This window comes from Colwellia sp. MB02u-14, from assembly GCF_014076915.1.
In the GTDB taxonomy this organism is placed as follows: Bacteria; Pseudomonadota; Gammaproteobacteria; order Enterobacterales; family Alteromonadaceae; genus Colwellia_A.
The window spans coordinates 81,891-105,096 of sequence record NZ_JACGUX010000079.1 but is presented as its reverse complement, the minus strand read 5'-3'; the positions used below and the strand labels follow the sequence as shown (position 1 = coordinate 105,096).

The 23,206-nt window shown below is 39.1% G+C and carries 22 protein-coding genes; all 22 read left to right on the top strand.

Going from position 1 to position 23,206, the window contains the following annotated elements:
* Window positions 1–88 precede the first annotated feature (88 nt).
* The gene (gene fliE, locus H4J52_RS10805; RefSeq protein WP_182176960.1) at window positions 89–454 is read left to right on the top strand and encodes a flagellar hook-basal body complex protein FliE; all 366 of its coding nucleotides are present in this window, start codon (window positions 89–91) and stop codon (window positions 452–454) included.
* A 67-nt stretch (window positions 455–521) separates the two neighbouring features.
* Complete coding sequence (fliF, locus tag H4J52_RS10800; RefSeq protein WP_182176959.1) at window positions 522–2,243, top strand: flagellar basal-body MS-ring/collar protein FliF; 1,722 nt, start codon at window positions 522–524, stop codon at window positions 2,241–2,243.
* Window positions 2,236–3,285, top strand: coding sequence for a flagellar motor switch protein FliG (gene fliG / locus H4J52_RS10795; RefSeq protein ID WP_182176958.1), 1,050 nt, complete (start codon window positions 2,236–2,238; stop codon window positions 3,283–3,285). Before fliF ends, fliG begins: the two co-directional genes overlap by 8 nt.
* Window positions 3,286–3,425: 140 nt before the next feature.
* Window positions 3,426–4,220: a flagellar assembly protein FliH gene (fliH, locus tag H4J52_RS10790; protein ID WP_182176957.1), complete on the top strand. Its 795-nt coding sequence runs from the start codon at window positions 3,426–3,428 to the stop codon at window positions 4,218–4,220.
* A gap of 30 nt (window positions 4,221–4,250) precedes the next feature.
* On the top strand, window positions 4,251–5,609 hold the full coding sequence (gene fliI, locus H4J52_RS10785; RefSeq protein ID WP_182176956.1) for a flagellar protein export ATPase FliI: 1,359 nt from the start codon (window positions 4,251–4,253) through the stop codon (window positions 5,607–5,609).
* 78 nt (window positions 5,610–5,687) lie between these two features.
* The gene (gene fliJ, locus H4J52_RS10780) at window positions 5,688–6,134 is read left to right on the top strand and encodes a flagellar export protein FliJ (protein WP_182176955.1); all 447 of its coding nucleotides are present in this window, start codon (window positions 5,688–5,690) and stop codon (window positions 6,132–6,134) included.
* 134 nt (window positions 6,135–6,268) lie between these two features.
* Window positions 6,269–8,272: a flagellar hook-length control protein FliK gene (locus H4J52_RS10775; protein WP_182224683.1), complete on the top strand. Its 2,004-nt coding sequence runs from the start codon at window positions 6,269–6,271 to the stop codon at window positions 8,270–8,272.
* Window positions 8,273–8,361: 89 nt separating this feature from the next.
* Complete coding sequence (gene fliL / locus H4J52_RS10770) at window positions 8,362–8,919, top strand: flagellar basal body-associated protein FliL (protein ID WP_182176953.1); 558 nt, start codon at window positions 8,362–8,364, stop codon at window positions 8,917–8,919.
* Window positions 8,920–8,949: 30 nt separating this feature from the next.
* Complete coding sequence (fliM, locus tag H4J52_RS10765) at window positions 8,950–10,020, top strand: flagellar motor switch protein FliM (RefSeq protein ID WP_182176952.1); 1,071 nt, start codon at window positions 8,950–8,952, stop codon at window positions 10,018–10,020.
* Window positions 10,021–10,071: 51 nt separating this feature from the next.
* Window positions 10,072–10,461: a flagellar motor switch protein FliN gene (gene fliN / locus H4J52_RS10760; RefSeq protein ID WP_182176951.1), complete on the top strand. Its 390-nt coding sequence runs from the start codon at window positions 10,072–10,074 to the stop codon at window positions 10,459–10,461.
* 5 nt (window positions 10,462–10,466) lie between these two features.
* The gene (gene fliO / locus H4J52_RS10755; RefSeq protein WP_182176950.1) at window positions 10,467–10,964 is read left to right on the top strand and encodes a flagellar biosynthetic protein FliO; all 498 of its coding nucleotides are present in this window, start codon (window positions 10,467–10,469) and stop codon (window positions 10,962–10,964) included.
* A 182-nt stretch (window positions 10,965–11,146) separates the two neighbouring features.
* Window positions 11,147–11,827, top strand: a complete 681-nt coding sequence (gene fliP, locus H4J52_RS10750) for a flagellar type III secretion system pore protein FliP (RefSeq protein ID WP_259366621.1) — start codon at window positions 11,147–11,149, stop codon at window positions 11,825–11,827.
* Window positions 11,827–12,096 carry a flagellar biosynthesis protein FliQ gene (gene fliQ / locus H4J52_RS10745; protein WP_182176948.1) on the top strand — a complete coding sequence of 90 codons (270 nt, stop codon included), beginning with the start codon at window positions 11,827–11,829 and terminating at the stop codon, window positions 12,094–12,096. Before fliP ends, fliQ begins: the two co-directional genes overlap by 1 nt.
* On the top strand, window positions 12,096–12,878 hold the full coding sequence (gene fliR, locus H4J52_RS10740; protein WP_182176947.1) for a flagellar biosynthetic protein FliR: 783 nt from the start codon (window positions 12,096–12,098) through the stop codon (window positions 12,876–12,878). The genes fliQ and fliR overlap by 1 nt, the downstream gene beginning before the upstream one ends.
* Window positions 12,878–14,008 (top strand): flagellar biosynthesis protein FlhB, encoded by a 1,131-nt coding sequence (flhB, locus tag H4J52_RS10735; RefSeq protein WP_182176946.1) that lies wholly within the window; start codon window positions 12,878–12,880, stop codon window positions 14,006–14,008. Before fliR ends, flhB begins: the two co-directional genes overlap by 1 nt.
* A 128-nt stretch (window positions 14,009–14,136) precedes the next feature.
* Entirely contained in the window at window positions 14,137–16,239 is a 2,103-nt protein-coding gene (gene flhA, locus H4J52_RS10730; protein WP_182176945.1) for a flagellar biosynthesis protein FlhA, read from the top strand.
* Between the two features lie 87 nt (window positions 16,240–16,326).
* Window positions 16,327–17,901 (top strand): flagellar biosynthesis protein FlhF, encoded by a 1,575-nt coding sequence (gene flhF, locus H4J52_RS10725; RefSeq protein WP_182177647.1) that lies wholly within the window; start codon window positions 16,327–16,329, stop codon window positions 17,899–17,901.
* 289 nt (window positions 17,902–18,190) lie between these two features.
* Entirely contained in the window at window positions 18,191–19,033 is an 843-nt protein-coding gene (locus H4J52_RS10720) for a MinD/ParA family protein (protein WP_182176944.1), read from the top strand.
* A 73-nt stretch (window positions 19,034–19,106) separates the two neighbouring features.
* Window positions 19,107–19,829, top strand: coding sequence for an RNA polymerase sigma factor FliA (locus H4J52_RS10715; RefSeq protein WP_404851828.1), 723 nt, complete (start codon window positions 19,107–19,109; stop codon window positions 19,827–19,829).
* Between the two features lie 50 nt (window positions 19,830–19,879).
* Window positions 19,880–20,263, top strand: coding sequence for a chemotaxis response regulator CheY (gene cheY / locus H4J52_RS10710; protein ID WP_070374617.1), 384 nt, complete (start codon window positions 19,880–19,882; stop codon window positions 20,261–20,263).
* 44 nt (window positions 20,264–20,307) lie between these two features.
* Complete coding sequence (locus tag H4J52_RS10705; protein WP_182176942.1) at window positions 20,308–21,051, top strand: protein phosphatase CheZ; 744 nt, start codon at window positions 20,308–20,310, stop codon at window positions 21,049–21,051.
* Window positions 21,052–21,064: 13 nt separating this feature from the next.
* Window positions 21,065–23,155, top strand: coding sequence for a chemotaxis protein CheA (locus H4J52_RS10700; RefSeq protein WP_182176941.1), 2,091 nt, complete (start codon window positions 21,065–21,067; stop codon window positions 23,153–23,155).
* The last annotated feature ends 51 nt before the right edge of the window (window positions 23,156–23,206 follow it).

The following is a 23,206-nucleotide window of genomic DNA, read 5'->3' as shown; positions in this document are numbered from 1 at the left end:
GCACCATGCTTGCAATATCTGGTTATATCGTGAACTAAGCCGTTATTTTTAGGGTTAGTAGCAAAAAATTGACACAGGTGAGTAGACCATGAATATCGATACCAATTCTTTATATGCACAAATGCAAAGTATGTCGCTTGGAAACTCATCAGCACAAGGTGTCTCATTTGAAAAAATGGGTAATGACCTCGCAATGGGAGATAACGCTTCTCCGGTTGTCAATAAATCTGCAAGTAGCTTTGGCGATATGCTTAAAGATGCTGTGAATAATGTTAATGATATTCAAAAAGATTCAGGTGCTAAGCGTACTGCTTTTGAAATGGGCGACAGAAGCGTTACCCTCGCTGATACCATGGTTGCTTCTGCTAAGGCGGGTATTGCCTTTGACGCTACCGTACAAGTACGTAATAAGTTTGTAGAAGCATACAAAGAAATAATGAATATGCCTGTTTAATGAGTCTTTTGTATTAAAAAAACAGACCTATTTCATCATAAAAATTAAGTGGTAGTGGAGAGAGTAAGTGGCTGATACTGATAATAACTCAATGATTGCTGCAGACGGTGGCACGGGGCTAATGGCAAGCGACGGTTCCGAAAACATGGCTGATGAACAAAAGTCAGGCTTTGCCTCTGCAATGGGTAATGTTGATTTGTTACGCCAAATTACCTTAATTATGGCGCTGGCAATATGTTTAGCCATTGCTGTCTTTGTTATTATGTGGGCAAATCAAGCGGAATACCGATTTCTTGCTAAGCAGCCGACTGAGCAACTAATCAAAACAATGGATTTTCTCGACGCAAACCAAGTGGAATACCGTCAAGAAAATAACACTATTTCAGTACCCAGTGATCAATATCAAGACATCAAAATTTTATTAGCGCGAGAAGGTTTATCAGATGAGCCCTCAGCAGGTAGTGAAATTATTATGCAAGATATGGGCTTTGGTGTTAGTCAGCGACTTGAAACAGAACGCCTTAAGTTTTCTCGTGAACAACAACTTGCTCGGACCATTGAAGAATTACAAGCTATTTCTAGAGCAAAAGTATTATTGGCGATACCGCGGGAAAATATTTTTGCAAAACGCACCCGAAGCGCATCGGGTACCGTTGTCTTAACGCTACGCAAAGGTCGTTTATTATCAGAAGAAGAAGTTGATTCTGTTGTCGATATTATTGCTTCTGCGGTCCAGGGTATGGAACCCAATAGAGTAACCGTTACAGATCAAAATGGTCGCTTACTTAATTCAGGCTCACAAACTTCAGTCTCTTCTCGTTCACGCAAAGAATTTGAAATGGAGAAAAAAAGAGAGAATGAGTACTTAAACAAAATTGACAGTATATTAATTCCAGTTGTTGGATTAGGAAATTACACTGCCCAAGTTAATGTCACTATGGACTTCACCTCAAGTGAAGAAATGCAGCGTCGTTATAATTCCGATTTACCTGCACTGCGCAGTGAGATGAAAATTGAAGACAACACTATTGGTGGTTTATTAGGGGGAATTCCTGGTGCGCTGAGTAATCAACCACCACTTGATTCAAATATTCCAGAGAACGCCAACGGGGGGGCGCAACAAAAATCAATGCCTGGCCGCAGACATAGCGAATCAACCAAAAACTATGAGCTCGACGAAGCAATAAGCCATACTAAACAACAAGCAGGTGTTGTTCGCCGAATCAGTGTTTCTGTCGCACTTGATTATTTATCAGTGCCAGGAGCAGAAGGTGCGACTACACAATCGCCAAGAAGTGTGGAAGAAATGTCAAACATTCGCCGCTTATTACAAGGCAGTATTGGCTTTAACTTACAACGTGGTGATGTTTTAGAGGTGGTTACTTTACCCTTTTCTCGTGAAATTATTGAGCCAGCGCCAAAAGTACCTTTTTATGAAAATACCACCATATTGAAGTTTTTCAAATTAGGTATGGGCGCACTGGTTATTATTGTATTGATATTAGTTGTTGTTAAACCTATGCTCAAACGTCTAATTAATCCAGACCAAACTCCTGACGACTACGGTGATAAATCACTTGATAGTCATATTGATTTGGGTGATGAAACCATGGATATGCTAACATCAGAGTTTGATGCAGCGGCAGTAGGGTTTGCTCCTGATGGGAGTTTACAATTACCAGACCTACATCGTGATGAAGATATACTAAAAGCTGTTCGAGCGCTTGTTGCTAACGAGCCTGAACTTTCCTCTCAAGTAGTTAAAAGTTGGTTGAACGAAGATGAGTGATGAAATGCAAGAGCTAAGCGCTGCACCTAAAGGGTTTGACGTTGACAAACTTGATGGCGCAGAGAAAGCTGCGATATTATTACTCAGTTTATCTGAAGAAGATGCCGCGCAAATATTAAAACATTTAGAACCTAAACAGGTTCAACAAGTGGGCATGGTCATGGCCGCGATGGAAGACTTCACGCAAGAGAAAATTACCGCTGTTCATAAACTTTTTATTCATGAAATACAAAACTTTAGTACAATTGGTTTCCAAAGTGAAGAGTTCGTTCGAAAAGCGTTAACAGCGGCATTAGGTGAAGACAAAGCCGGTAATTTAATTGATCAAATTGTTATGGGTGGCGGTGCAAAAGGTTTAGACTCGTTGAAGTGGATGGACTCAAAACAAGTAGCGAACATTATTCGTAACGAACATCCTCAAATTCAAACTATTGTACTTTCCTATTTAGACCCTGATCAATCGGCTGAAATTATGAGCCAGTTCGCTGAAAAAGTACGTCTTGATTTAATGATGCGTATCGCCAACCTTGAAGAAGTTCAGCCTGCAGCACTGCAAGAACTTAATGAAATTATGGAAAAACAATTTGCCGGTCAAGCGGGCGCACAAGCCGCTAAAATGGGTGGCTTGAAAGCAGCTGCCGATATCATGAACTTTCTTGATACCAATGTTGAAGGTCTATTGATGGACTCTATTCGCGAGCACGATGAAGAAATGAGCCAACAAATACAAGACTTAATGTTTGTCTTTGAAAATCTCGCTGATGTTGACGACCGTGGTATCCAAGCAATATTGCGTGAAGTGCAGCAAGATGCCCTAATGAAAGCAATTAAAGGAGCTGATGATGCTCTGAAAGAAAAAATTATGGCAAATATGTCGAAACGTGCTGCTGAGATGCTTGTCGATGATCTTGAAGCCATGGGACCTGTTCGTATTAGTGAAGTTGAAGCTGCACAAAAAGAAATATTGTCTGTGGCTAGACGTTTATCTGACGCGGGAGAGATTATGCTAGGGGGAGCTGGTGGCGGTGATGAGTTCCTTTAACTCGATGATGCCCCCGTTTTCAAATGACTTGTGCTAAATAGCGCCATCGAATAACGTTACTCATGTAAATATTTAGCGCCTGAAGCCACTTCAGGGTCTCCTATATGTAGATCGTTTAATAAAGACTGTTATAACATATTATGAAAATATTAAATAAAACCAACGCTGATATTATTAAGCACGATCTTGAACAAGAAACTGATGTATGGTCGTTGCCTACCGTAGAACCTGAAAATAAAGTTAAAGATGAAACCACTAATGCTATGGGTAAGAAAACCGCTTGGCGTTTCGAACCCCCTGAAGATATAGTTGAAGAGGAAATAGCGCCGTTAACGGCAGAAGATATTGAAAACATTCGCCAAGCGGCATTTGACGAAGGTTTTAGTCAAGGTAAAGAAGAAGGTTTTGCTAAAGGTCATGAGGAAGGAAAGGTGTCGGGCCACGAAGAAGGTGTGGTACTCGGGCATAAAGAAGGGGTTGAAACAGGCTTGGCAGAGGGGGAAAAAAGTATAGAAGAACAATCTGCAGCATGGCAGTCGCTCACTGAACAGCTGCATAAGCCGTTACTCGATGTAGAAAAAAATGTCGAACAACAACTTCTTCACCTTGTTGTGCAACTTACCGAAGCTGTTACCCTACAAGAAGCTAAAACAAATCCTGATATCATAATAGGCGCAATTTCTGCAGGCATAAAAGCTTTACCTAGCCAAGAAGCACAAACACAAATTTTATTGCATCCAGATGATATTAAACGTGTTGAAAAGCAGTTTGGTGCAGATCATGTTCAAGAGCAAGGTTGGCGCTTGCTTGCTGCACCACAGCTTGTTCCTGGTAGTTGTCAAATTGAAAACAGTACTTCCAACGTAGATTTGAGTGTTAAATCACGGATGAAAGAAGTATTGGACTCATTTTTGCAAGATGCATTACATCAGTAATTTCTTGTATAAAAGAGTCAAAATACCGCTATGGTTAATACCTTTCGCCTAAATGAAAGACTAAAAAACTGTCAAGAGTTTGTCCATCCGCATAAAGTTTCTGTCGCGGGGCGCTTAGTAAGGGTTGTGGGTTTAACCTTAGAAGCTGTTGGGGTTAAAGCCGCAGTAGGAAGCCAATGTCTGGTCGAGACCGCACAAGGCGATTTAATCGCCGAGATTGTCGGATTTTCTAAAGACATCACTTATTTAATGCCAGAACAAAGCTTACAAGGCGTTTTACCTGGCGCGCGCGTTGTGCCGCTAGCGACGAAAGCTCGCTTACCTTTTTCAATGGATTTGCTTGGCCGAGTCGTTGATGGTGTAGGTAAACCCTTAGACGGTAAAGGTCCAATCAAAAACTCGGGTCATTACCAAATAAATAATAAACCCATTAACCCTTTATCGAGACGGGCAATTACCAAACCTCTAGACGTTGGTGTACGTGCTATTAATAGCTTTTTAACCGTAGGTGTGGGTCAGCGTATGGGGCTGTTCGCTGGCTCAGGTGTTGGTAAAAGTGTTTTGCTAGGAATGATGACACGTGGCACAACTGCTGATGTAATTGTGGTGGGATTAATTGGTGAACGTGGCCGAGAAGTTAAAGAATTTATTGAAGAAATTTTAGATGAAGAAGGACGCGCACGATCAGTTGTTGTTGCTGCGCCTGCAGATAATTCGCCATTAATGCGTCTAAAAGGTTGTGAAACAGCGGTACAAATTGCTGAGTATTTTCGAGATCAAGGCTTAAATGTTTTATTATTGGTCGACTCGCTGACACGTTATGCACAAGCGCAACGAGAAATAGCACTCGCTGTGGGCGAGCCTCCAGCAACCAAAGGTTATCCGCCTTCAGTATTTTCAAAGTTACCACAACTGGTAGAACGAGCGGGTAATGGTGGTGAAGGTCAGGGATCAATAACCGCATTTTTTACGGTATTAACAGAAGGTGATGATCTACAAGACCCTATTGCAGATGCTTCTCGGGCAATTTTAGATGGACATATTGTTTTATCTCGTGCTTTAGCTGATGCAGGTCACTATCCTGCGGTTGATATCGAAGGTTCTATTAGTCGTGTAATGCCAATGGTGACCAGTGAAGAGCATCAGCAACTCGCTCGACAATTAAAACAAGTTTATTCCCTATACCAGCAAAACAAAGATTTGATTGCTATTGGCGCTTATAGCCGTGGCAATGATCCTCGTATTGATCAGTCAATTGACTTAATGCCAGTGATCAAATTTTTCTTACAACAAAAAATGTTGGAAGTTATTCCTTATGATCAAAGCTTAACGCAACTCCAAGAAATATTTTCTGCAGCGCAAGCACACGCACAAACAGCGCAGGGATAATAAAATATTCTTGCATCGTGTTGTTAAAGAAAGTGTAGTAACGCTACTTGGCCATTCACTATTACAAAGGGGTAACTTATGCCATTAAAGCAACTGGATACCTTACATCGTTATGAACAAGACAAAGAAAAAAAAGCAGCGCAAGCACTACAAACGGCTGAATTTGAATATCAGCAGAATATTGAACGGTTAAACAGTGTTAGCGAGTATCGACTTGAGTATATGAAACGGTTAAATGAACGTTCAATGGTCGGTATCGATAGCGCAACATTTAGCCATTTTCATGCCTTTATTGCCAAGCTAGACAACGCAGCTCAGCAAGTAGATATTGCCATCACGCAAAGCAAGGCAATAGTCGAACAGAGCAAGCAACAGTGGTTTGCTCAGCGACAAAAAATTCAAGCAGTGGAATTGCTTCGTGATAAAAAAAGACAAGCACTGGCCATTATTGCAAATAAACAAGAACAAAAAATGTTTGATGAAATTGCTACTCAACAATTTGTGCGACAAAAAATGCAGAGATAAAGCTATTTCTAAAGATTACAATATTCTTTGGAACAATACTTGCTTACTTATGTGTTAGAAAAAATTAGCCATAAAAAATGCTATAACTCTTTTAAATATAGCTCAAACTTACCGTTGAAATGAAAAGGTTTACTATGCCGCAAGTTAATACATTAGCCATAGATATAGCGCCAAGTAAGGACTTTAGTTCTGTTCAGTCAAGAGTAACAGGCTCGTCAAAAAATCCAAATAAAGATTTTGCGCAAATGGTGGATCAACATTATCAAAACCAACAAAGCGGCAAGAAACAAGAAATAAGTGGCAACAAAGCGAAAGTTGATGCAGAAAGTAACCCCGTAAATAAAGGTGTTCCGTCGAAAGATAAAGAGTTAGGTACGGCATCTGATGAAGAAATCAACACTGAAACTCATAAGAGTCAATCAGCAGAACAGTTGCCTAGTGATGATCAAGATATCAATGAAAGAAAAGATCAGCTAGAAAATGCTCAAAAAGAAGATCCTGAGCAGAAAAGTACAATAGTCGTAAACGTTAATAACGAATCGACGACCTCTAAAAATACAGAAAGTACTACCGAGCAACTGATGTCGTTCTTGTCTGCTTCTCAAAAAATATTATCCGATGGTGAAAATACGGTTACGCCAAAAACTAATGAAAAATTATCAACCCTAGAAAGTGCTGGGAAGCAGCAAGACAAAACTGAATTAGAAGTGCTTTTAAAGCAAGTACTTGGTGGAAATTATAAAATAAAAACAGGTGAAATTGAAGATAATTCAGTAAAACCTACCCCCGATAAAAACGTAGCTGAGCAATTAAAAATGCAGGTAGCTAGCAAAAACGCGGCATTGATAAATAAAACTGACGCTCAAATCCCACCCGTTGTTGATGCGGGTAAAGTGATTAAAAATGAAAGTAAGTTAGACATTGCTGTAGTCGAGGGGAAAACAGGAAATGAGCAAGTTTCATCAATGAAATTCACTGATCTTAAAACCCTGCTGTCAACCCAAACTGACGTTAACAATGTGACAAAGCAGCAAATGTCAGCAAGTGATCTTGAAGCCCTTGCGGTTGGTGAAGAAAATACAGCGATTGAAGGTGAATTAGAAAAAGTCAATACAGCGTTTTTAGGTAGTCAAGATAAAGTGACAACGCATGATAAAACCCCACAAAGTAATGCGAAAAATCATACCTCGTTAACAAAAGAGGGAGCCGAGACGGCATTACCCATAACGGTTAAAAACGAAAACTTGGTGGGTGAAATTGATGCTAACAATATCAATACAGATAAAGTCGCTTTTGCTGGAGTGAGCGTTCCTGGCGAAAAACAAGCTCAAGAAAGTAACCAGAATCAAAGTCGAGTGATCAATCAAGCAACCCACAAAGTACTTGAGGCACAAAACTCAAGTGCTGGCGAACAATCTCAAGAGCAGTCGTCAGAGCAACAAAACAAGAAAATGGCACAAAGTTTATCTAACACTGAAAAATTGGTCAATAATGAAGTATCAGTTAAAGAAAAACCATTTAATGAGATTTTTGATAAAAAACAAATGAATATCAGTATTGAAAATGCGCTTAACAGAGATATTCTTCAAGTTAATGAAGCGACAAAATCAGCAGCTTTTACTGAAGAGATGATCACCAAACTGAGCAGTGAAAATGTTCAATCTACGGCTCAATCGGTCACGAATGCAAAGCAAGCGACTTCATTATACAATGAAACTTTATCAGTATACCGTAAAGATTTTGCGGGCGCGTTGAAAGATAAAGTTATGGTAATGATGAACCAGAAACTTCAACAAATTGAAATTCGTCTTGATCCTCAAGAACTAGGTAATGTTAACGTTAAAATTAATATGCAAAATGAGCAGGCTGTTGTTAACTTTACGGTGCAAAACCAGCAGGCAAAAGAAGCTTTTGATCAAAACTTAGGTCGATTAAAAGAGATGCTTGCTGAAAGTGGTGTTGATGTTGGCGATGCCAATGTCGAGCAACAAAGCAAACAACAAAATGAAGATGAACTTGGCGGTGGTGATCAAGGTGGTGAGGGCGATGTTACTGGTAATGAATTATCAGCGTTAAGTGATACGCAAACACTAAATTTGGTTAAAGGTTCATCAACTGGCGTAGATTACTACGCTTAAATGAGAAAACTCATTGGCTAGCTGGCGATTCAACGATATAGTTGATTAAACATAAACCTAACATTTAAATAGATATTAAAGGCTCGATGATGGCTGAAGAAAAAGGCGAAGGTAAAGAGTTAGAATTAGACAGTAAAGGCAAAAGCAAAAAGATGATCATTATCATTGCTGCTGTTGTGATATTGGCTAGTGTAGGCGGTGGCGTTTATTTCTTTATGGGAGGAGACGATCCTGTTTCTCAAGATCAACTTGACGCTGAACTTGATGGCAACAGTGGCGATGACAGTGCTGAAGGCGAAGCAAAAGAAGATGTTGCGCCAAGTACAGGTTCAGCATTATATGTGCCAATGCCAAGACCGTTCCGTTTTAACGTACCGGGTGCTTCTCGTGATCGCTTCGTTGAAATAAGAGTGCAGTTATTAGTAAGAGGCTCTGACAATGAAGAAGTAGCTAAGAAACATGTGCCCTTAATCGAAAGTACCTTGCTGGCGGTTTTTTCTCAGTCAAATGCTGATGATTTAGCAACCAGTGCAGGAAAAATATCATTAAAACAAAAATCTTTAGTTGAAGTTCATAAAATTATGAAAGATGTTGAAGGTAGTAATGTGGTTGAAAAAGTATTATTTACCGGTTTTGTAATGCAGTAAGACAATGCATTTAACTAAAGAGACTATTCAGTGAGTGATTTATTATCTCAAGACGAAATTGATGCGCTATTACATGGTGTTGACGACGTCGAAGAAGAGGAAGTATCAGAAGACTTTGCCAAAGAAGAGGGCAGCACCTCTGACTATGACTTTTCATCACAAGATCGCATTGTGCGTGGCCGAATGCCAACACTGGAAATGGTCAACGAACGTTTTGCTCGTCATATGCGTATTAGTTTATTTAATATGATGCGCCGTACAGCTGAAGTATCTATTAATGGTATTCAGATGATCAAATTTGGCGAATATGTTCATACGCTATTTGTGCCAACAAGTTTGAATATGGTTCGCTTTAGGCCACTAAAAGGTACCGCATTAATTACCATGGAAGCGCGATTAGTTTTTATTCTTGTCGATAACTTTTTTGGTGGTGATGGACGTTACCACGCGAAAATTGAAGGGCGTGAATTTACGCCAACCGAACGACGTATTATTCAAATGCTGTTAAAGTTGATTTTTGAAGATTACAAAGAAGCATGGTCTCCCGTCATGGACGTATCTTTTGAGTATCTAGACTCTGAAGTCAATCCGTCAATGGCGAATATTGTCAGTCCAACCGAAGTTGTGGTGATCAGTTCCTTTCACATTGAACTTGATGGTGGCGGTGGTGACTTTCATATTGCTTTACCTTATTCAATGCTTGAGCCTATTCGTGAGTTACTTGATGCGGGTGTACAAAGTGATAAAGAAGACACGGACATGCGTTGGTCAAAAGCACTTCGTGATGAAATCATGGATGTACCTGTTGAGCTATCCACTAAATTTATCTCTGTAGATCTTTCTTTACAGAAAATTATGGATTTAGAGAAGGGTGATATAATTCCTATTGAGATGCCAGAACATATTACGGTGTTAATTGAAGGTTTACCGTCATTTAGAGCTAAATTAGGACGTAGTCGTGACAATGTTGCGATTAAGATCTCTGAAAAAATTAAACGTCCAGAGTCAGTAAAAAATGAATTAACCATATTAACCAAAGGGGGTAAGCGCTTAGATAGTGATGCAGAGTTACACCTTTTAGAAGATGATTTTGATTATTAATAATTTTATTAAAGCAAAAGTAGATAATAAAGTAAATTTGAGGCCAATGGCATGAGTGATAAAGATGACGATTTAGGTATGTGGGACGAGGCGATGGATGAACAAGCCGAAGCTGCAGCCAAAGCCGAAACAGTTGAATTAGAAGAACTTGAAGAAGATGCACCGATCACGGGTGAAGAAAAGCGCAAACTTGACGCAATTTTAGATATTCCTGTGACTATTTCTATGGAAGTAGGACGCAGCCACATCAGTATTCGCAATTTATTACAGTTAAATCAAGGCTCCGTTGTAGAACTTGACAGGGTCGCTGGTGAATCGCTTGATGTTTTAGTTAACGGTACGTTAATAGCACATGGTGAAGTTGTTGTGGTGAACGATAAGTTTGGTATTCGACTAACGGATGTTATTAGCCAAATTGAACGTATTAAAAAGTTGAAGTAAAGCTTATGCGCTTATTGCTTTTTATTTTCTTAATTTTTATTACTTTTCAAAACAGTGCTGAAGAAACTTTAGTCGCGCCAACGGTTGCTGAAAAAAACGCTGGCACTGATTTGAATCAGAGAAAACCCGACACGGTGGAAGTAGGTCGACATGTTATGGGTAACCTTGATGCTGGCAGTATGATACTTTCTTTACTTGCGGTGTTATTAATGATTGTTGTCGTTGCGTGGATATTAAAAAAATTTCAAGTAGGTGGCAGGTCCGTCGTTAATGGTCTTAAAGTTGTGACGAGCCTAAATTTAGGCACTAAAGAACGATTAATTGTGGTACAAGTGGGTAAAAAACAATTATTATTGGGTATTACCGCCCAGCAAATTAATCTGCTTGAAACTTTAGCTGAACCTATTGAAATTAAAAGTGTTGTGCCAATAGAGCTTAGCCAAAAATTATCACAGTTTAGCCGTAACTCTATAGATAAAGCCAAGAGTGAAAAATTCTCATGACAGCTCCTTCGTTAACTAAAGTGTCTAAAAAAACAGAATATCCAGCTAAAAGCAGGGTAAAAAGAAATGCTATTGAAAATTTACTCACCAGTTTATTTTCGGTTAAAGGTTTTATTTTCCTATTTCTACTGTTAGTTGTTTTTTTTGCGAGCCAAACGGTATTAGCCGCTGATGACTTAGGTATGTCGGCATTAAAGCTGACCACTAACCCCGACGGTTCACAAGAATATACGGTAACCCTGCAAATATTAATGTTTATGACCGCATTAGGCTTTATTCCTGCTGCGATTATTATGATGACTTCTTTTACGCGTATTGTCGTGATCATGGCCATTTTAAGACAAGCCATAGGGTTACAACAAACACCCTCTAATCAGGTGGTTATAGGCTTAACGTTGTTCATGACTATGTTCATTATGACGCCTGTGTATAATGAAATAAATCAACGTGCGATTGAACCTTATTTAGCCGATAAAATGACATCTGTTCAAGCGATGGAAAGTGCCAAAATACCCTTGCGCGCTTTTATGCTTGAACAAACCAGAATTAAAGACTTGGAAACGTTAGCAAATATGGCAGGAATTGTTGCGGTTAATCAACCCACTGATTTACCCATGACGGTGATTATCCCCGCTTTTATTATTAGCGAGTTAAAAACGGCCTTTCAAATAGGTTTCATGTTATTCATTCCTTTTTTGATTATCGATTTAGTAGTTGCTAGTATTTTGATGGCAATGGGTATGATGATGTTATCGCCAATGATCGTCTCATTACCCTTTAAATTGATGCTGTTTGTATTGGTTGATGGCTGGAATTTAGTGATAGGTACCATTGCTACCAGTTACGGAATGGGGAGTGGCTGATGAATCCAGAAGTCTTTGTTGACATACTCAGTGATGCACTTTTTTTAGTTATTGTACTGGTCTCAGCTATTATCATTCCTGGTTTATGTGTGGGTTTAATTGTCGCAGTATTCCAAGCCGCCACGTCAATAAATGAACAAACATTAAGCTTTTTGCCTCGCCTGATTGTGACGCTTTTAGCGCTTATTTTTGGAGGACATTGGCTAGTACAAAAATTAATGGATTTCACTATCCGGCTGATTTCAAGTATTCCCAGTGTGGTGAACTAGTGGAGTTCACTGAGTCAGTTGTTATGCAATATATCGCTGACTTTATTTTACCTTTTTCGCGTATTTCTGCGCTTATAATGTCAATGATAGGCTTTGGTTCCAAAGTCATACCTGGAAAAGTTAAAGTGTTTTTGTGTATGACATTAACGATTGCTATTATGCCAGCCATTCCACCAACACAAGTCGATAGTCTTCTTTCTTTTCAAACCACTTTGCTTATTTTTGAACAAATGGTTATTGGTATTGCACTCGGTCTTGTAACGGTAATGGTCCTTAATACTTTTACGCTTGCCGGACAAATTATTGCGATGCAAACGGGCTTAGGTTTTGCTTCTCTCGTTGATCCTGTGAGTGGTATGAATGTCCCTGCGGTTGGCCAATTTTTCCTAATTTTATCAACCCTTATGTTTTGGGCAATGGATGGGCACTTAGCTTATTTACACTTTATTGTGGCGAGTTTCGACACGTTGCCAATAGGGGAATATAAATTTACTCCCGATAAGTTTAAAGAAGTGGTTGAATGGGGCGAGTGGATGTTTGCTACAGCGTTATCATTAGCGTTAGCCCCTTTAACCGCAATGTTATTAATTAATTTTTCCTTTGGCGTAATGACACGTGCTGCGCCACAATTAAATATTTTTGCAATAGGTTTTCCTGTCACTATGTGTGCAGGATTACTTATTATGTGGTTAACGATGGGCAACTTTTTTACGCATTATGAATTGCAATGGAAACGTGCACTTGATTTTAGTTGTTACCTCATTGATTGTAAGGCGAACTAATGGCTGATGCAGGTAGCGGTGAAAAAACAGAAGAACCTACAGAAAAAAAACTTGCTGACGCCAGAAAAAAAGGTCAAATAGCGCGTTCTAAAGATTTAGGGACTATGTTTGTCTTGGTTGGCAGTGCTGTTGCTATCATGCTTGTTGGTGGAATGTTAACGGAAAGCTTAGCAGGCATCATGAAGCGTTCATTTAGTTTGAGTCGCGCTGAAGTGATGGACTTTCATGCGTTGTATAATGTGCTTAGAGGCTCAGTAGGAAGTTTAGTTGCCCCGATGTTATGGATATTTTCGATCATTGTCGTTGCCGCTTTTATTGGTAATACCATGCTAGGGGGCATGAGTTTTTCTACCGAAGCTATGGCGCCAAAAGCCAGTAAAATGTCGCCATTAGCAGGCCTTAAACGTATGTTTGGTATTAAAGCGCTCGTTGAATTAGTTAAATCACTGATGAAATTCTTTGTCGTTTTTATTGTTGCTTATTTATTATTGAGTAGCTTATTCGAAGAAATACTTGGCCTGAGTTTAGAACTTATACCGTTGAGCTTAGAGCATTCGGTAACTTTATTGCAGTGGATGTTTCTAGCACTTGCTTTATCGGTTGGTATTATTGCCGCTATTGATGCGCCTTACCAAACCTGGGACCACACCCGTCAATTAAAAATGACTAAGCAAGAAATTAAAGATGAAATGAAAAATTCAGAAGGTAGCCCTGAGATAAAAGGGCGTATTCGTCGCACTCAGTATGAAATGTCGCAGCGAAGAATGATGCAAGAAGTCCCAGATTCTGATGTCGTTATCACGAACCCTACGCATTATGCTGTTGCCTTGAAATATGATGTCGCTCAAGGTGGAGCACCGATGTTGGTGGCAAAAGGTATCGACGAAATGGCGATGCACATTCGCACCATAGCGAAAGAGAATAATGTTGAAATTATTGTGTCTCCGGCATTAGCCCGTTCTTTATATTATTGTGCGGATGCTAATCAAGACATTCCAGAAGAACTTTTTGCTGCGGTCGCCCAAGTATTAGCTTTTATATTTCAACTTAACGAACACAAAAAAGGTAAGGCTAAAAAACCAACACCTATTGCAAAGAATCTCCCTATTCCCGATGATTTTAAATATTAATTAACTTAATTATTAATGGTTTAAAAATCTTTTGATGGTTTATTATCCAATCCAACCACTTTTAATCGATTGTTGGTCTGCTTATTGCTATTTCATAGTATGCGTCAAAAATATATCATAAGAGTAATATGCAGTTAATTACTTCATTTAACAAATTTAAAAAAAATAAAATAAACTTATTTTCTGGTTTAGGTACGCCACTATTAATTATGGCGGCACTGGGTATGGTTATTTTGCCCATGCCTTCATTTTTACTCGATATACTCTTTTCTTTTAATATTGCCTTATCTTTGGTGGTATTACTGATCACTGTTTATACCTTAAAACCCCTTGAGTTTGGCTCCTTTCCTGCGGTGTTACTGATAGCGACCATTTTACGGTTAGCACTAAATGTCGCCAGTACTCGAATTGTATTGCTCGAAGGACATAAAGGCCCTGATGCGGCAGGTAAAGTTATTGAAGCCTTTGGCTCAGTAGTTATTGGTGGAAACTATGCCGTAGGTTTAGTCGTTTTTGTTATCCTGATTATTATTAACTTTGTTGTTGTAACCAAAGGTGCTGGGCGAATTGCTGAAGTCACAGCTCGTTTTACGCTTGACGCTATGCCAGGAAAGCAAATGGCAATAGATGCTGATTTAAATGCGGGTTTTATTACTGCGGACCAAGCAAGAGATCGTCGCATTGAAGTGACCAGTGAAGCAGACTTTTATGGTTCAATGGATGGTGCAAGTAAGTTTGTAAAAGGTGATGCGGTTGCAGGAATATTAATATTATTGATTAATATTATTGGCGGACTGGTCATCGGTATGGTCCAACATGACTTAAGTTTTGACAGTGCCGTTGAAATATATACGCTGTTAACGATAGGTGATGGTCTGGTTGCTCAGATACCAGGTTTACTTTTATCCGTAGGTACGGCTATTGTTGTTACACGACAAAATACCTCACAAGACATGGGCGAGCAGGTCAGTAGTCAATTAGGTCAAGAACGTTCGTTGTATATTGCTGCTGCGGTTATGTTTGTTATGGGGATTATTCCTGGCATGCCTCATTTTTCCTTTTTATTATTTGCTTTCATGGTGGGAGGAACAGCCTTCTTTAGTGGAAAATATAAAGTAGCAAAAGAAAAAGAGTTAGCTGATAAATCAGAGGCTGCAGAGGTTGAAACTCAACAACAAGAAGCCGAAGTTAAAGATTTAGGTTGGGATGACGTCAACCACGTTGACATTATCGGTTTGGAAATCGGTTATCGCTTGATACCACTGGTAGATAAATCTCAAGGTGGAGAGTTACTTAATCGCATAAAAGGGGTACGTAAGAAGCTTTCTCAAGAGTTTGGCTTTTTGGTTCCAGCTGTACATATTCGTGATAATCTCGATTTAGACCCTAATGTTTATCAAATATCATTGATGGGTGTCACTATTGGTGAAGCTGAAATTCGTCATGATCATGAGTTAGCGATTAATCCAGGACAAGTTTTTGGAAAATTAGATGGCGTGGCTACTATCGATCCAGCCTTTGGATTAGAGGCTGTATGGATTAAAAATGCACAGCGAGAACATGCGCAATCATTGGGTTACACTGTGGTTGATGCTTCCACCGTTCTTGCGACCCATTTAAGTCAAATCCTCACAAACAATGCTTCACAGCTACTTGGCCATGAAGAAGTACAAAACCTGCTTGATATGCTTGGTAAAAGTTATCCTAAATTAATTGAAGGGTTTATCCCTGATGTTTTAACACTTGGCACACTGGTAAAAGTCTTGCAAAACTTGATGAATGAAGGTGTAGCGGTTCGCGACATGCGCAGCATTATTCAGACGCTTGTTGAATATGGGCCTAAGTCTCAAGACCCAGAAATACTGACTGCTGCGGTACGTATAACCTTGCGTAAATTCATTGTACAAGAGTTGGTAGGTCCGGTTACTGAAGTACCTGTCATAACATTGTCGCCAGAATTGGAACAGATGTTGCATCAGTCTATGCAGATGGCTGGAGACGATGGCGCAGGCATTGAACCAGGTTTAGCAGAACGGTTACAAAAATCTTTAACTGAAGGGGCTCAACAACAAGAAATGGCGGGAGATACGCCAATATTGTTAACCTCAGGGATTTTACGAGCAGTACTTGCTAAATTTGTTAAATATACTATCCCTAGCTTACGCGTAATTTCTTACCAAGAAATTCCTGACGATAAGCAGATAAAGATAGTCAGCGCTATTGGTCAATAATTACGATATCGGTAATGAACAGCAGAGAATATTGGCCGTTAAATGAATATGTCATTAACAGCGATTGCAGTTGATAAGGGGTTAGTTTTGAAAATTAAACGTTTTGTAGCAAAAGATATGAGAAGTGCTCTAACACAAATCAAAGAAGAGCTAGGCGCTGACGCTGTGATCATGTCAAATAAACGTGTACCTGAAGGTGTTGAATTAATGGCTGCGGTTGATAACAACGTTGAAATTAATGTGACCAAGCCAACCGCTCCAGCGATACATACCTCTGAAAATAGATCTAAGGCTAAAGCAAGTAATAGCTCAGCCCGTGCAATTGACAATGATGTTGTTAACCTTAGTCAAAATAATCCAATGACGAATGCTTCTGTTCAAAATAATAGAGGTGGTGAAGAAGGTGTAATTCCCTCCGATAGCTTAGCGGCATTACTCAATCGTCAAGTGCAACGAGCTCCAGCACTTAATGGCCAGGGTATTAATCAAGTTCAGCATGATAAAATCTCACAAGCAGCGGCAAAGTTAACTCAAAATAATACAAGCAACTCTGGGCAATCAACAACGCCAGTTCCATCAAGCAATATAGAGCAACAATTTAAAAGTTTTACTGATCGCTTAGAACAAAGTAGTCAAGAGCCAGGTAACGAGCAAACAGCAAGACAATATCAGCAACCTGCTATTGAGGAGCTGTCTAGCGCTTCAGAAATGAATTTGCCGCCTGCACAAAATGTAAATAACGAAGACTTAGAAAAAATGAAACATGAAATGTCTTCTATTCGTGAATTATTAGAACATCAAATTTCTGGTTTGATGTGGCAGGACATGGCGCAAAAGGATCCTGCTCGCGCTATGCTGGTAAACCGACTAATGTCATTGGGGATGAATGAAGAAGTTTCAGACCAAATTGCCGGTTATATCCCCGCACAAAAGAATGATCAGGATACTTGGCAATTAGCTAAAAAGTTTATCAGCCAACAAATAAATACCACAAACAATGACATTATTCATCGTGGTGGTGTCGTTTCTTTAGTTGGACCCACTGGCGTGGGTAAAACCACAACAGTAGCTAAATTAGCGGCCCGATTTGCACAAATTCATGGTGCAGACCAAGTTGCGATGATTTCAACCGACAACTACAGAATCGCTGGGTTCGAGCAATTAGCAACATATGGGCGCATTATTGGCTGCGAAGTAAAACTTGCTAGTGACGCAAAAACGTTAGATACCCTGTTACAACAATATTCTAAAAAGAAACTGATACTTATTGATACCGCAGGGATGGGGCAACGTGACATGCGTTTAGCGAAACACTTAACAACGTTAGTTTCAAATGCACGGGTAAGGATTCGTAATTACTTAGTGTTAGCGGCCAATACACAGCAGCGTGTGATGCAAGAGAATGTAGATCGCTTTAAAAAAGTACCACTGGCTGGCTGTATTTATACTAAACTGGATGAAAGTCTTAGCATAGGTGAAATTATTTCTACCTCTATTCAAAATGGCTTAGCAATAGGTTACCTTACTGATGGACAAAGAGTTCCAGAAGATATTAAAGTTGCAAATGCTGAAAAACTCGTTACGCTAGCAGATAAAATGTCAGCGAAAAATCAAGTCAATAAACCAATAAATTGGCGAACAGCACCTATGGTATCAAGTTGATTAGAAACGGGTTCATTTTTAATGCCTAAAACGAATAACACTTAAGTATTACAATTGCTCAGTAGAACAATGACAGACAACTTTTATGCTAGGTACTTATCTATTTGTCCTCATAAAAAAGTTGAGCGCATATTTAATCAAATGTGCAACACGGTAAATACCGCTGTATTCCCATAACTTGTTATAATATGTGAATTTTAATCCTATAAAAATATGCAGGTTATGTGATTATAGGGTTATACTAAATTTAGTTGATGGATTTTCGTAAGAAAGTAGAGAAATACGATAAATGAATGATCAAGCAAGTGGCTTAAGAAAAATGAAAAGTTCCGAACCAGTAAAAGTCATCGCAGTCTCTGGAGGTAAAGGCGGAGTAGGTAAAACTAACGTCTCACTCAATACCGCTATCGCACTAGGACAATTAGGACAACGCGTTTTAGTTTTAGATGCCGATTTAGGTTTAGCTAACGTTGATGTCATGCTCGGTTTACGAGTAAAGCGCAATTTATCACATGTACTTTCTGGTGAATGCGAATTAGACGATATTATCATTGAAGGCCCTGCGGGTATTAATGTTATCCCTGCTACGTCGGGTACACAGTCAATGGTTGATCTAACGCCCTCAGAGCATGCGGGTTTGATTCGTGCCTTTAGTGACATGAACACTAAGTTTGATGTACTCATTGTCGATACCGCCGCAGGTATTTCAGATATGGTACTGAGCTTTTGTCGCGCTTCACAAGATGTGATGCTAGTGGTTTGTGATGAACCTACTTCTATAACTGATTGCTACGCTTTAATGAAACTATTAAGTCGTGACCATGGTGTATTCAAATTTAAAGTTGTTGCTAATATGGTGCGAACTCCAAAAGAAGGCCAGCAACTGTTTGGCAAGCTATCAAAAGTAACCGATCGATTTTTAGACGTTGCACTCGAGTTGGTTGCGGTAATCCCATTTGATGAGAACATAAGAAAATCTGTTAGAAAACAAAAAGCAATTGTTGAAGCTTATCCTCAGTCACCTGCTGCCGTTGCTTTTAAATCTTTAGCAGCTAATTTAATTAAGTGGCCAATGCCTAAACAAGCATCTGGTCATTTAGAGTTTTTTATTGAGCAGTTGTTAGAAAATTAGTAACAATGAGCAAAAAGATAAGAGTACTTTATTTGAAAGTGCTTAATTTTCACATGATTTTAGCGAGTGAGCGATAGTGGTAAAACCAAATGCTTACAGTATTCAAACTGATAAATCTGCAATAATTGCGCAGCACACAGTTTTAGTGAAACGAATCGCTTATCACCTATTAGCAAGATTGCCTGCTAGCGTGCAGGTTGATGATCTTATCCAATCAGGTATGATTGGTTTGCTTGAAGCTTCAAATAATTTTGATCACAGTAAAGGAGCAAGTTTTGAAACCTTTGCTGGCATTCGTATTCGTGGTGCTATGCTTGATGAAATACGCCGTGGAGACTGGACTCCTCGTTCAGTTCATAAGAATAGTCGCATGGTCAGCGAAGCCATAAAAAAGCTAGAAGCCGATCTAGGAAGAGATGTTACGGATATTGAAGTTGCTGAAAAACTTGATATTTCGTTAAATGACTACCATCATATTCTTAGTGAAGTTAGTACAGGTAAAATAATCGGTATAGAAGATCTTGGTGTTGGTGAGGATTCTTTAACGAATATGGAAGATGTTAGTAATAACGATCCCTATGATAATTTTGAAAAAATAGTTTTTAAAAAATCGCTTTCGGCATGCATTTCCACTTTACCCGAACGCGAAGCTCTAGTACTGTCACTATATTATGATGAAGAATTAAATCTACGTGAAATTGGTCAAGTGCTTGATGTAAGTGAGTCACGTGTTAGTCAAATTCATAGCCAAGCGATGCATAGGTTAAAAGGACGTATGCAATCCTGGCAAAGTTAAGTAGAATATACATACAATTAAATTTTAAAATGTTCTCACCGGAGGGTGCCTTGGATAAAAATATGAAAGTTCTTGTTGTTGATGATTTTTCAACCATGAGACGTATAGTGAAAAATTTGTTGCGCGATTTAGGCTTCACTAACATTTCAGAAGCAGATGATGGTAGCACTGCTTTACCCATGTTAAAAGAAGGCTCTTTTGACTTTGTTGTAACTGATTGGAATATGCCTGGTATGCAAGGAATTGATTTACTCAAAGCCATTCGTGCTGATGCTAAGTTATCTCATATTCCTGTCTTGCTCATTACTGCTGAAGCAAAAAAAGAACAAATTGTTATGGCAGCTCAAGCAGGTGTTAATGGTTATATTGTTAAGCCATTCACAGCAGCAACGCTAAACGCTAAGTTAGATAAAATATTTGAACGTTTAGGTTAATTCTTTAGCTCGTTCATTAATTAGTCTATAGGTGAGGTTGTTGCATGAGTGTGAATACTAATGTGCATGTTTCTTTGGAAGAAGCAAAACTGTTGGTCGAATATTTAGAAAGTGGCCAACAAGATAAGGCAGATGAGTTAATTGCAGAAATTCAAAACCCAATTCATTCAGAGTTGTTTGCTGAAATAGGCAAATTAACGCGTCAATTACATGATTCATTAAATAATTTTCAATTAGATTCTCGGTTGAATGATTTAGCGACAGCAGATATTCCCGATGCTAAAGAACGTTTAAACTACGTTATTGCCCGCACGGAAGAAGCCGCTAATAAAACCATGGATGCTGTAGAATCTATCTTCCCAGTTGTTGATACGATACAACAGCAGATAAAGGCAGTTAATCCGTTATGGCAAAAACTCATGCATAACAAGTTGGGGTTAGCTGAATTTAAAAGCTTGTGTATTGATATAGATTTATTGTTAAAAACGACAGATAAAGAATCAGTTCGCATGCATGATTTAATGACTGATGTTTTAATGGCACAAGATTTTCAAGATTTAACCGGACAAGTTATTCGTAAAGTTATTGATCTAGTACGTGAAGTAGAAGATAGCTTAATTGGTATGCTGACCGCTTTTGGTATTACAACAGAAAATGACTTAGAGCGAAGTAAACCCAAAGTAGGTGATAACTTAGTTGAAGGCCCTATCGTTAACTCAGCGCAACGTGATGATGTTGTCGCTGATCAAGATGATGTTGATGACCTTTTATCAAGTTTAGGATTTTAATAGGAGTTGCTGGATGTCATTTGAGCAAGATGAAGAGATTCTTCAGGATTTTTTAATTGAAGCCGGAGAAATACTTGAAACACTTTCGGAACAACTTGTAGAACTTGAAAACGACCCTGATAATGCTGAATTATTAAACGCTATATTCAGAGGTTTTCACACTGTAAAAGGTGGTGCAGGCTTTTTAGCGTTACATAACTTAGTTGATGTTTGTCATGGCGCAGAAAATATTTTCGATCTGCTACGTACAAACCAGCGTAGTGTTAGTGCAAGCCTAATGGACGTTATTTTACAAGCACTTGATGTTGTAAATGAAATGTTTGTGCAAGTTCAAAATGGTGAAAAACTTGATAAAGCTGATGCAACGTTACTTGCTGAGTTGCATCGACTAAGCCAACCTGAAGGCAAAGAACAAGCGCCTGAGCCTGTTCAATCTGTTGTTGAAACTGAAATTTCTTCCACGGGTGATGAGATGTCAGAGGATGAATTTGAGCGTCTTCTCGATGAGCTTCATGGTAGCGGATCGGCTTCAACACCAGCACCCGCAGAAAAAGCGACAATAGCTTCTTCTGACAGTAATGATATTTCAGATGACGAATTTGAATCCCTACTCGATGAATTGCATGGTCAAGGTGCATTTTCATCTGAACTTGTGACTAACAATACCGGTAAGGCACCCTCATCAAATAGTGCGTCGTCTGATGAAATAAGCGACGATGATTTCGAAGCTTTGTTAGACGAATTGCATGGTCAAGGCCAAGCGCCAAAATTATCTAGGCCAGCAGCAACGAGTTCCCCCAAACCAGCACCTGTTGCTCAAATTCAAACCCCTAAGCCAACACCGGTTACGGCTGTTGCTAAGCCAGTAGTAAAAGCACCTGTTCCAGAAAAAGCACCTGCTAAAGCAATGCAAGGTGAAACAACGGTTAGGGTTGATACAAAACGTCTTGATCAAATCATGAATATGGTAGGTGAGCTAGTATTAGTCAGAAATCGCTTAACAAGTTTAGGATTGACCAAAGATGATGAAGACTTAACAAAAGCTGTTTCTAATCTTGATGCTGTGACAACAGATTTGCAGGGTGCGGTGATGAAAACCCGTATGCAGCCAATCAAAAAAGTTTTTGGACGATTCCCTCGTGTTGTTCGAGATTTAGCACGAAGTTTAGATAAAGATATTAAATTAGTGCTAGTAGGTGAAGAAACCGATCTAGATAAAAACTTAGTTGAGGCATTGGCTGATCCCTTAGTGCATTTAGTGCGAAATTCAGTTGATCATGGTATTGAATTACCTGACAAACGTGAAGCTATGGGTAAACCTAGAGAAGGTGTTGTTGTTCTTTCTGCCTCTCAAGAAGGTGACCATATATTATTAACCATCAAAGATGATGGTGCCGGCATGAATGCCGAAAAGTTAAAAGAAATAGCTATAGAACGCGGTGTTCTTGATACTGATGCTGCTTCTAGAATGACAGATAAAGAAGCTTTTAGTTTGATTTTTGCCCCAGGTTTCTCTACTAAAACAGAAATCTCTGAAGTTTCAGGCCGTGGTGTTGGTATGGACGTAGTAAAAACCAAGATCACCCAATTAAATGGTACAGTAAGTATAGATTCTGAAATGGGCGTAGGTACTGTACTCGAGATTAAAGTCCCGCTAACCCTAGCCATTTTACCGACACTCATGGTTATTGTTGGAAAGCAGACTTTCGCTTTACCACTTGCTGGTGTGAATGAAATATTTCATCTTGATTTAACTACTACCAACGTCGTTGACGGGCAATTAACCATCATCGTTCGTAAGAAAGCTATTCCATTATTCTATTTAGATAAATGGTTAGTACGCGACTTTGTTGATAAGCCTAGAGAAAAAGGTCATGTGGTTATCGTTCAATTGGGCAATCAACAAATAGGTTTTGTTGTTGATAGTTTAATTGGTCAGGAAGAGGTTGTTATTAAGCCACTTGACCGTCTATTACATGGTACCCCAGGTATGGCTGGTGCAACAATCACCAGTGACGGTGGAATAGCGTTAATTATAGATGTTGCTAATATGCTTAAGTTCTATGCAAAAAAAGCTGTTGTTAATAAAAAATTACACTCTTAGCACATAATAAAACCTTATTGAGTTTTGATAAGGCTTTTAAATTTATAAAAC

Excerpts from the sequence above, each read along its gene's own strand:
- fliE (WP_182176960.1), top strand. The coding sequence starts at position 89 with ATGAATATCGATACCAATTCTTTATATGCACAAATGCAAAGTATGTCG.
- fliG (WP_182176958.1), top strand. The coding sequence starts at position 2,236 with ATGAGTGATGAAATGCAAGAGCTAAGCGCTGCACCTAAAGGGTTTGAC.
- fliH (WP_182176957.1), top strand. The coding sequence starts at position 3,426 with ATGAAAATATTAAATAAAACCAACGCTGATATTATTAAGCACGATCTT.
- fliI (WP_182176956.1), top strand. The coding sequence starts at position 4,251 with ATGGTTAATACCTTTCGCCTAAATGAAAGACTAAAAAACTGTCAAGAG.
- fliJ (WP_182176955.1), top strand. The coding sequence starts at position 5,688 with ATGCCATTAAAGCAACTGGATACCTTACATCGTTATGAACAAGACAAA.
- H4J52_RS10775 (WP_182224683.1), top strand. The coding sequence starts at position 6,269 with ATGCCGCAAGTTAATACATTAGCCATAGATATAGCGCCAAGTAAGGAC.
- fliL (WP_182176953.1), top strand. The coding sequence starts at position 8,362 with ATGGCTGAAGAAAAAGGCGAAGGTAAAGAGTTAGAATTAGACAGTAAA.
- fliN (WP_182176951.1), top strand. The coding sequence starts at position 10,072 with ATGAGTGATAAAGATGACGATTTAGGTATGTGGGACGAGGCGATGGAT.
- fliO (WP_182176950.1), top strand. The coding sequence starts at position 10,467 with ATGCGCTTATTGCTTTTTATTTTCTTAATTTTTATTACTTTTCAAAAC.
- fliP (WP_259366621.1), top strand. The coding sequence starts at position 11,147 with ATGTCGGCATTAAAGCTGACCACTAACCCCGACGGTTCACAAGAATAT.
- fliQ (WP_182176948.1), top strand. The coding sequence starts at position 11,827 with ATGAATCCAGAAGTCTTTGTTGACATACTCAGTGATGCACTTTTTTTA.
- flhB (WP_182176946.1), top strand. The coding sequence starts at position 12,878 with ATGGCTGATGCAGGTAGCGGTGAAAAAACAGAAGAACCTACAGAAAAA.
- flhA (WP_182176945.1), top strand. The coding sequence starts at position 14,137 with ATGCAGTTAATTACTTCATTTAACAAATTTAAAAAAAATAAAATAAAC.
- H4J52_RS10720 (WP_182176944.1), top strand. The coding sequence starts at position 18,191 with ATGAATGATCAAGCAAGTGGCTTAAGAAAAATGAAAAGTTCCGAACCA.
- H4J52_RS10705 (WP_182176942.1), top strand. The coding sequence starts at position 20,308 with ATGAGTGTGAATACTAATGTGCATGTTTCTTTGGAAGAAGCAAAACTG.
- H4J52_RS10700 (WP_182176941.1), top strand. The coding sequence starts at position 21,065 with ATGTCATTTGAGCAAGATGAAGAGATTCTTCAGGATTTTTTAATTGAA.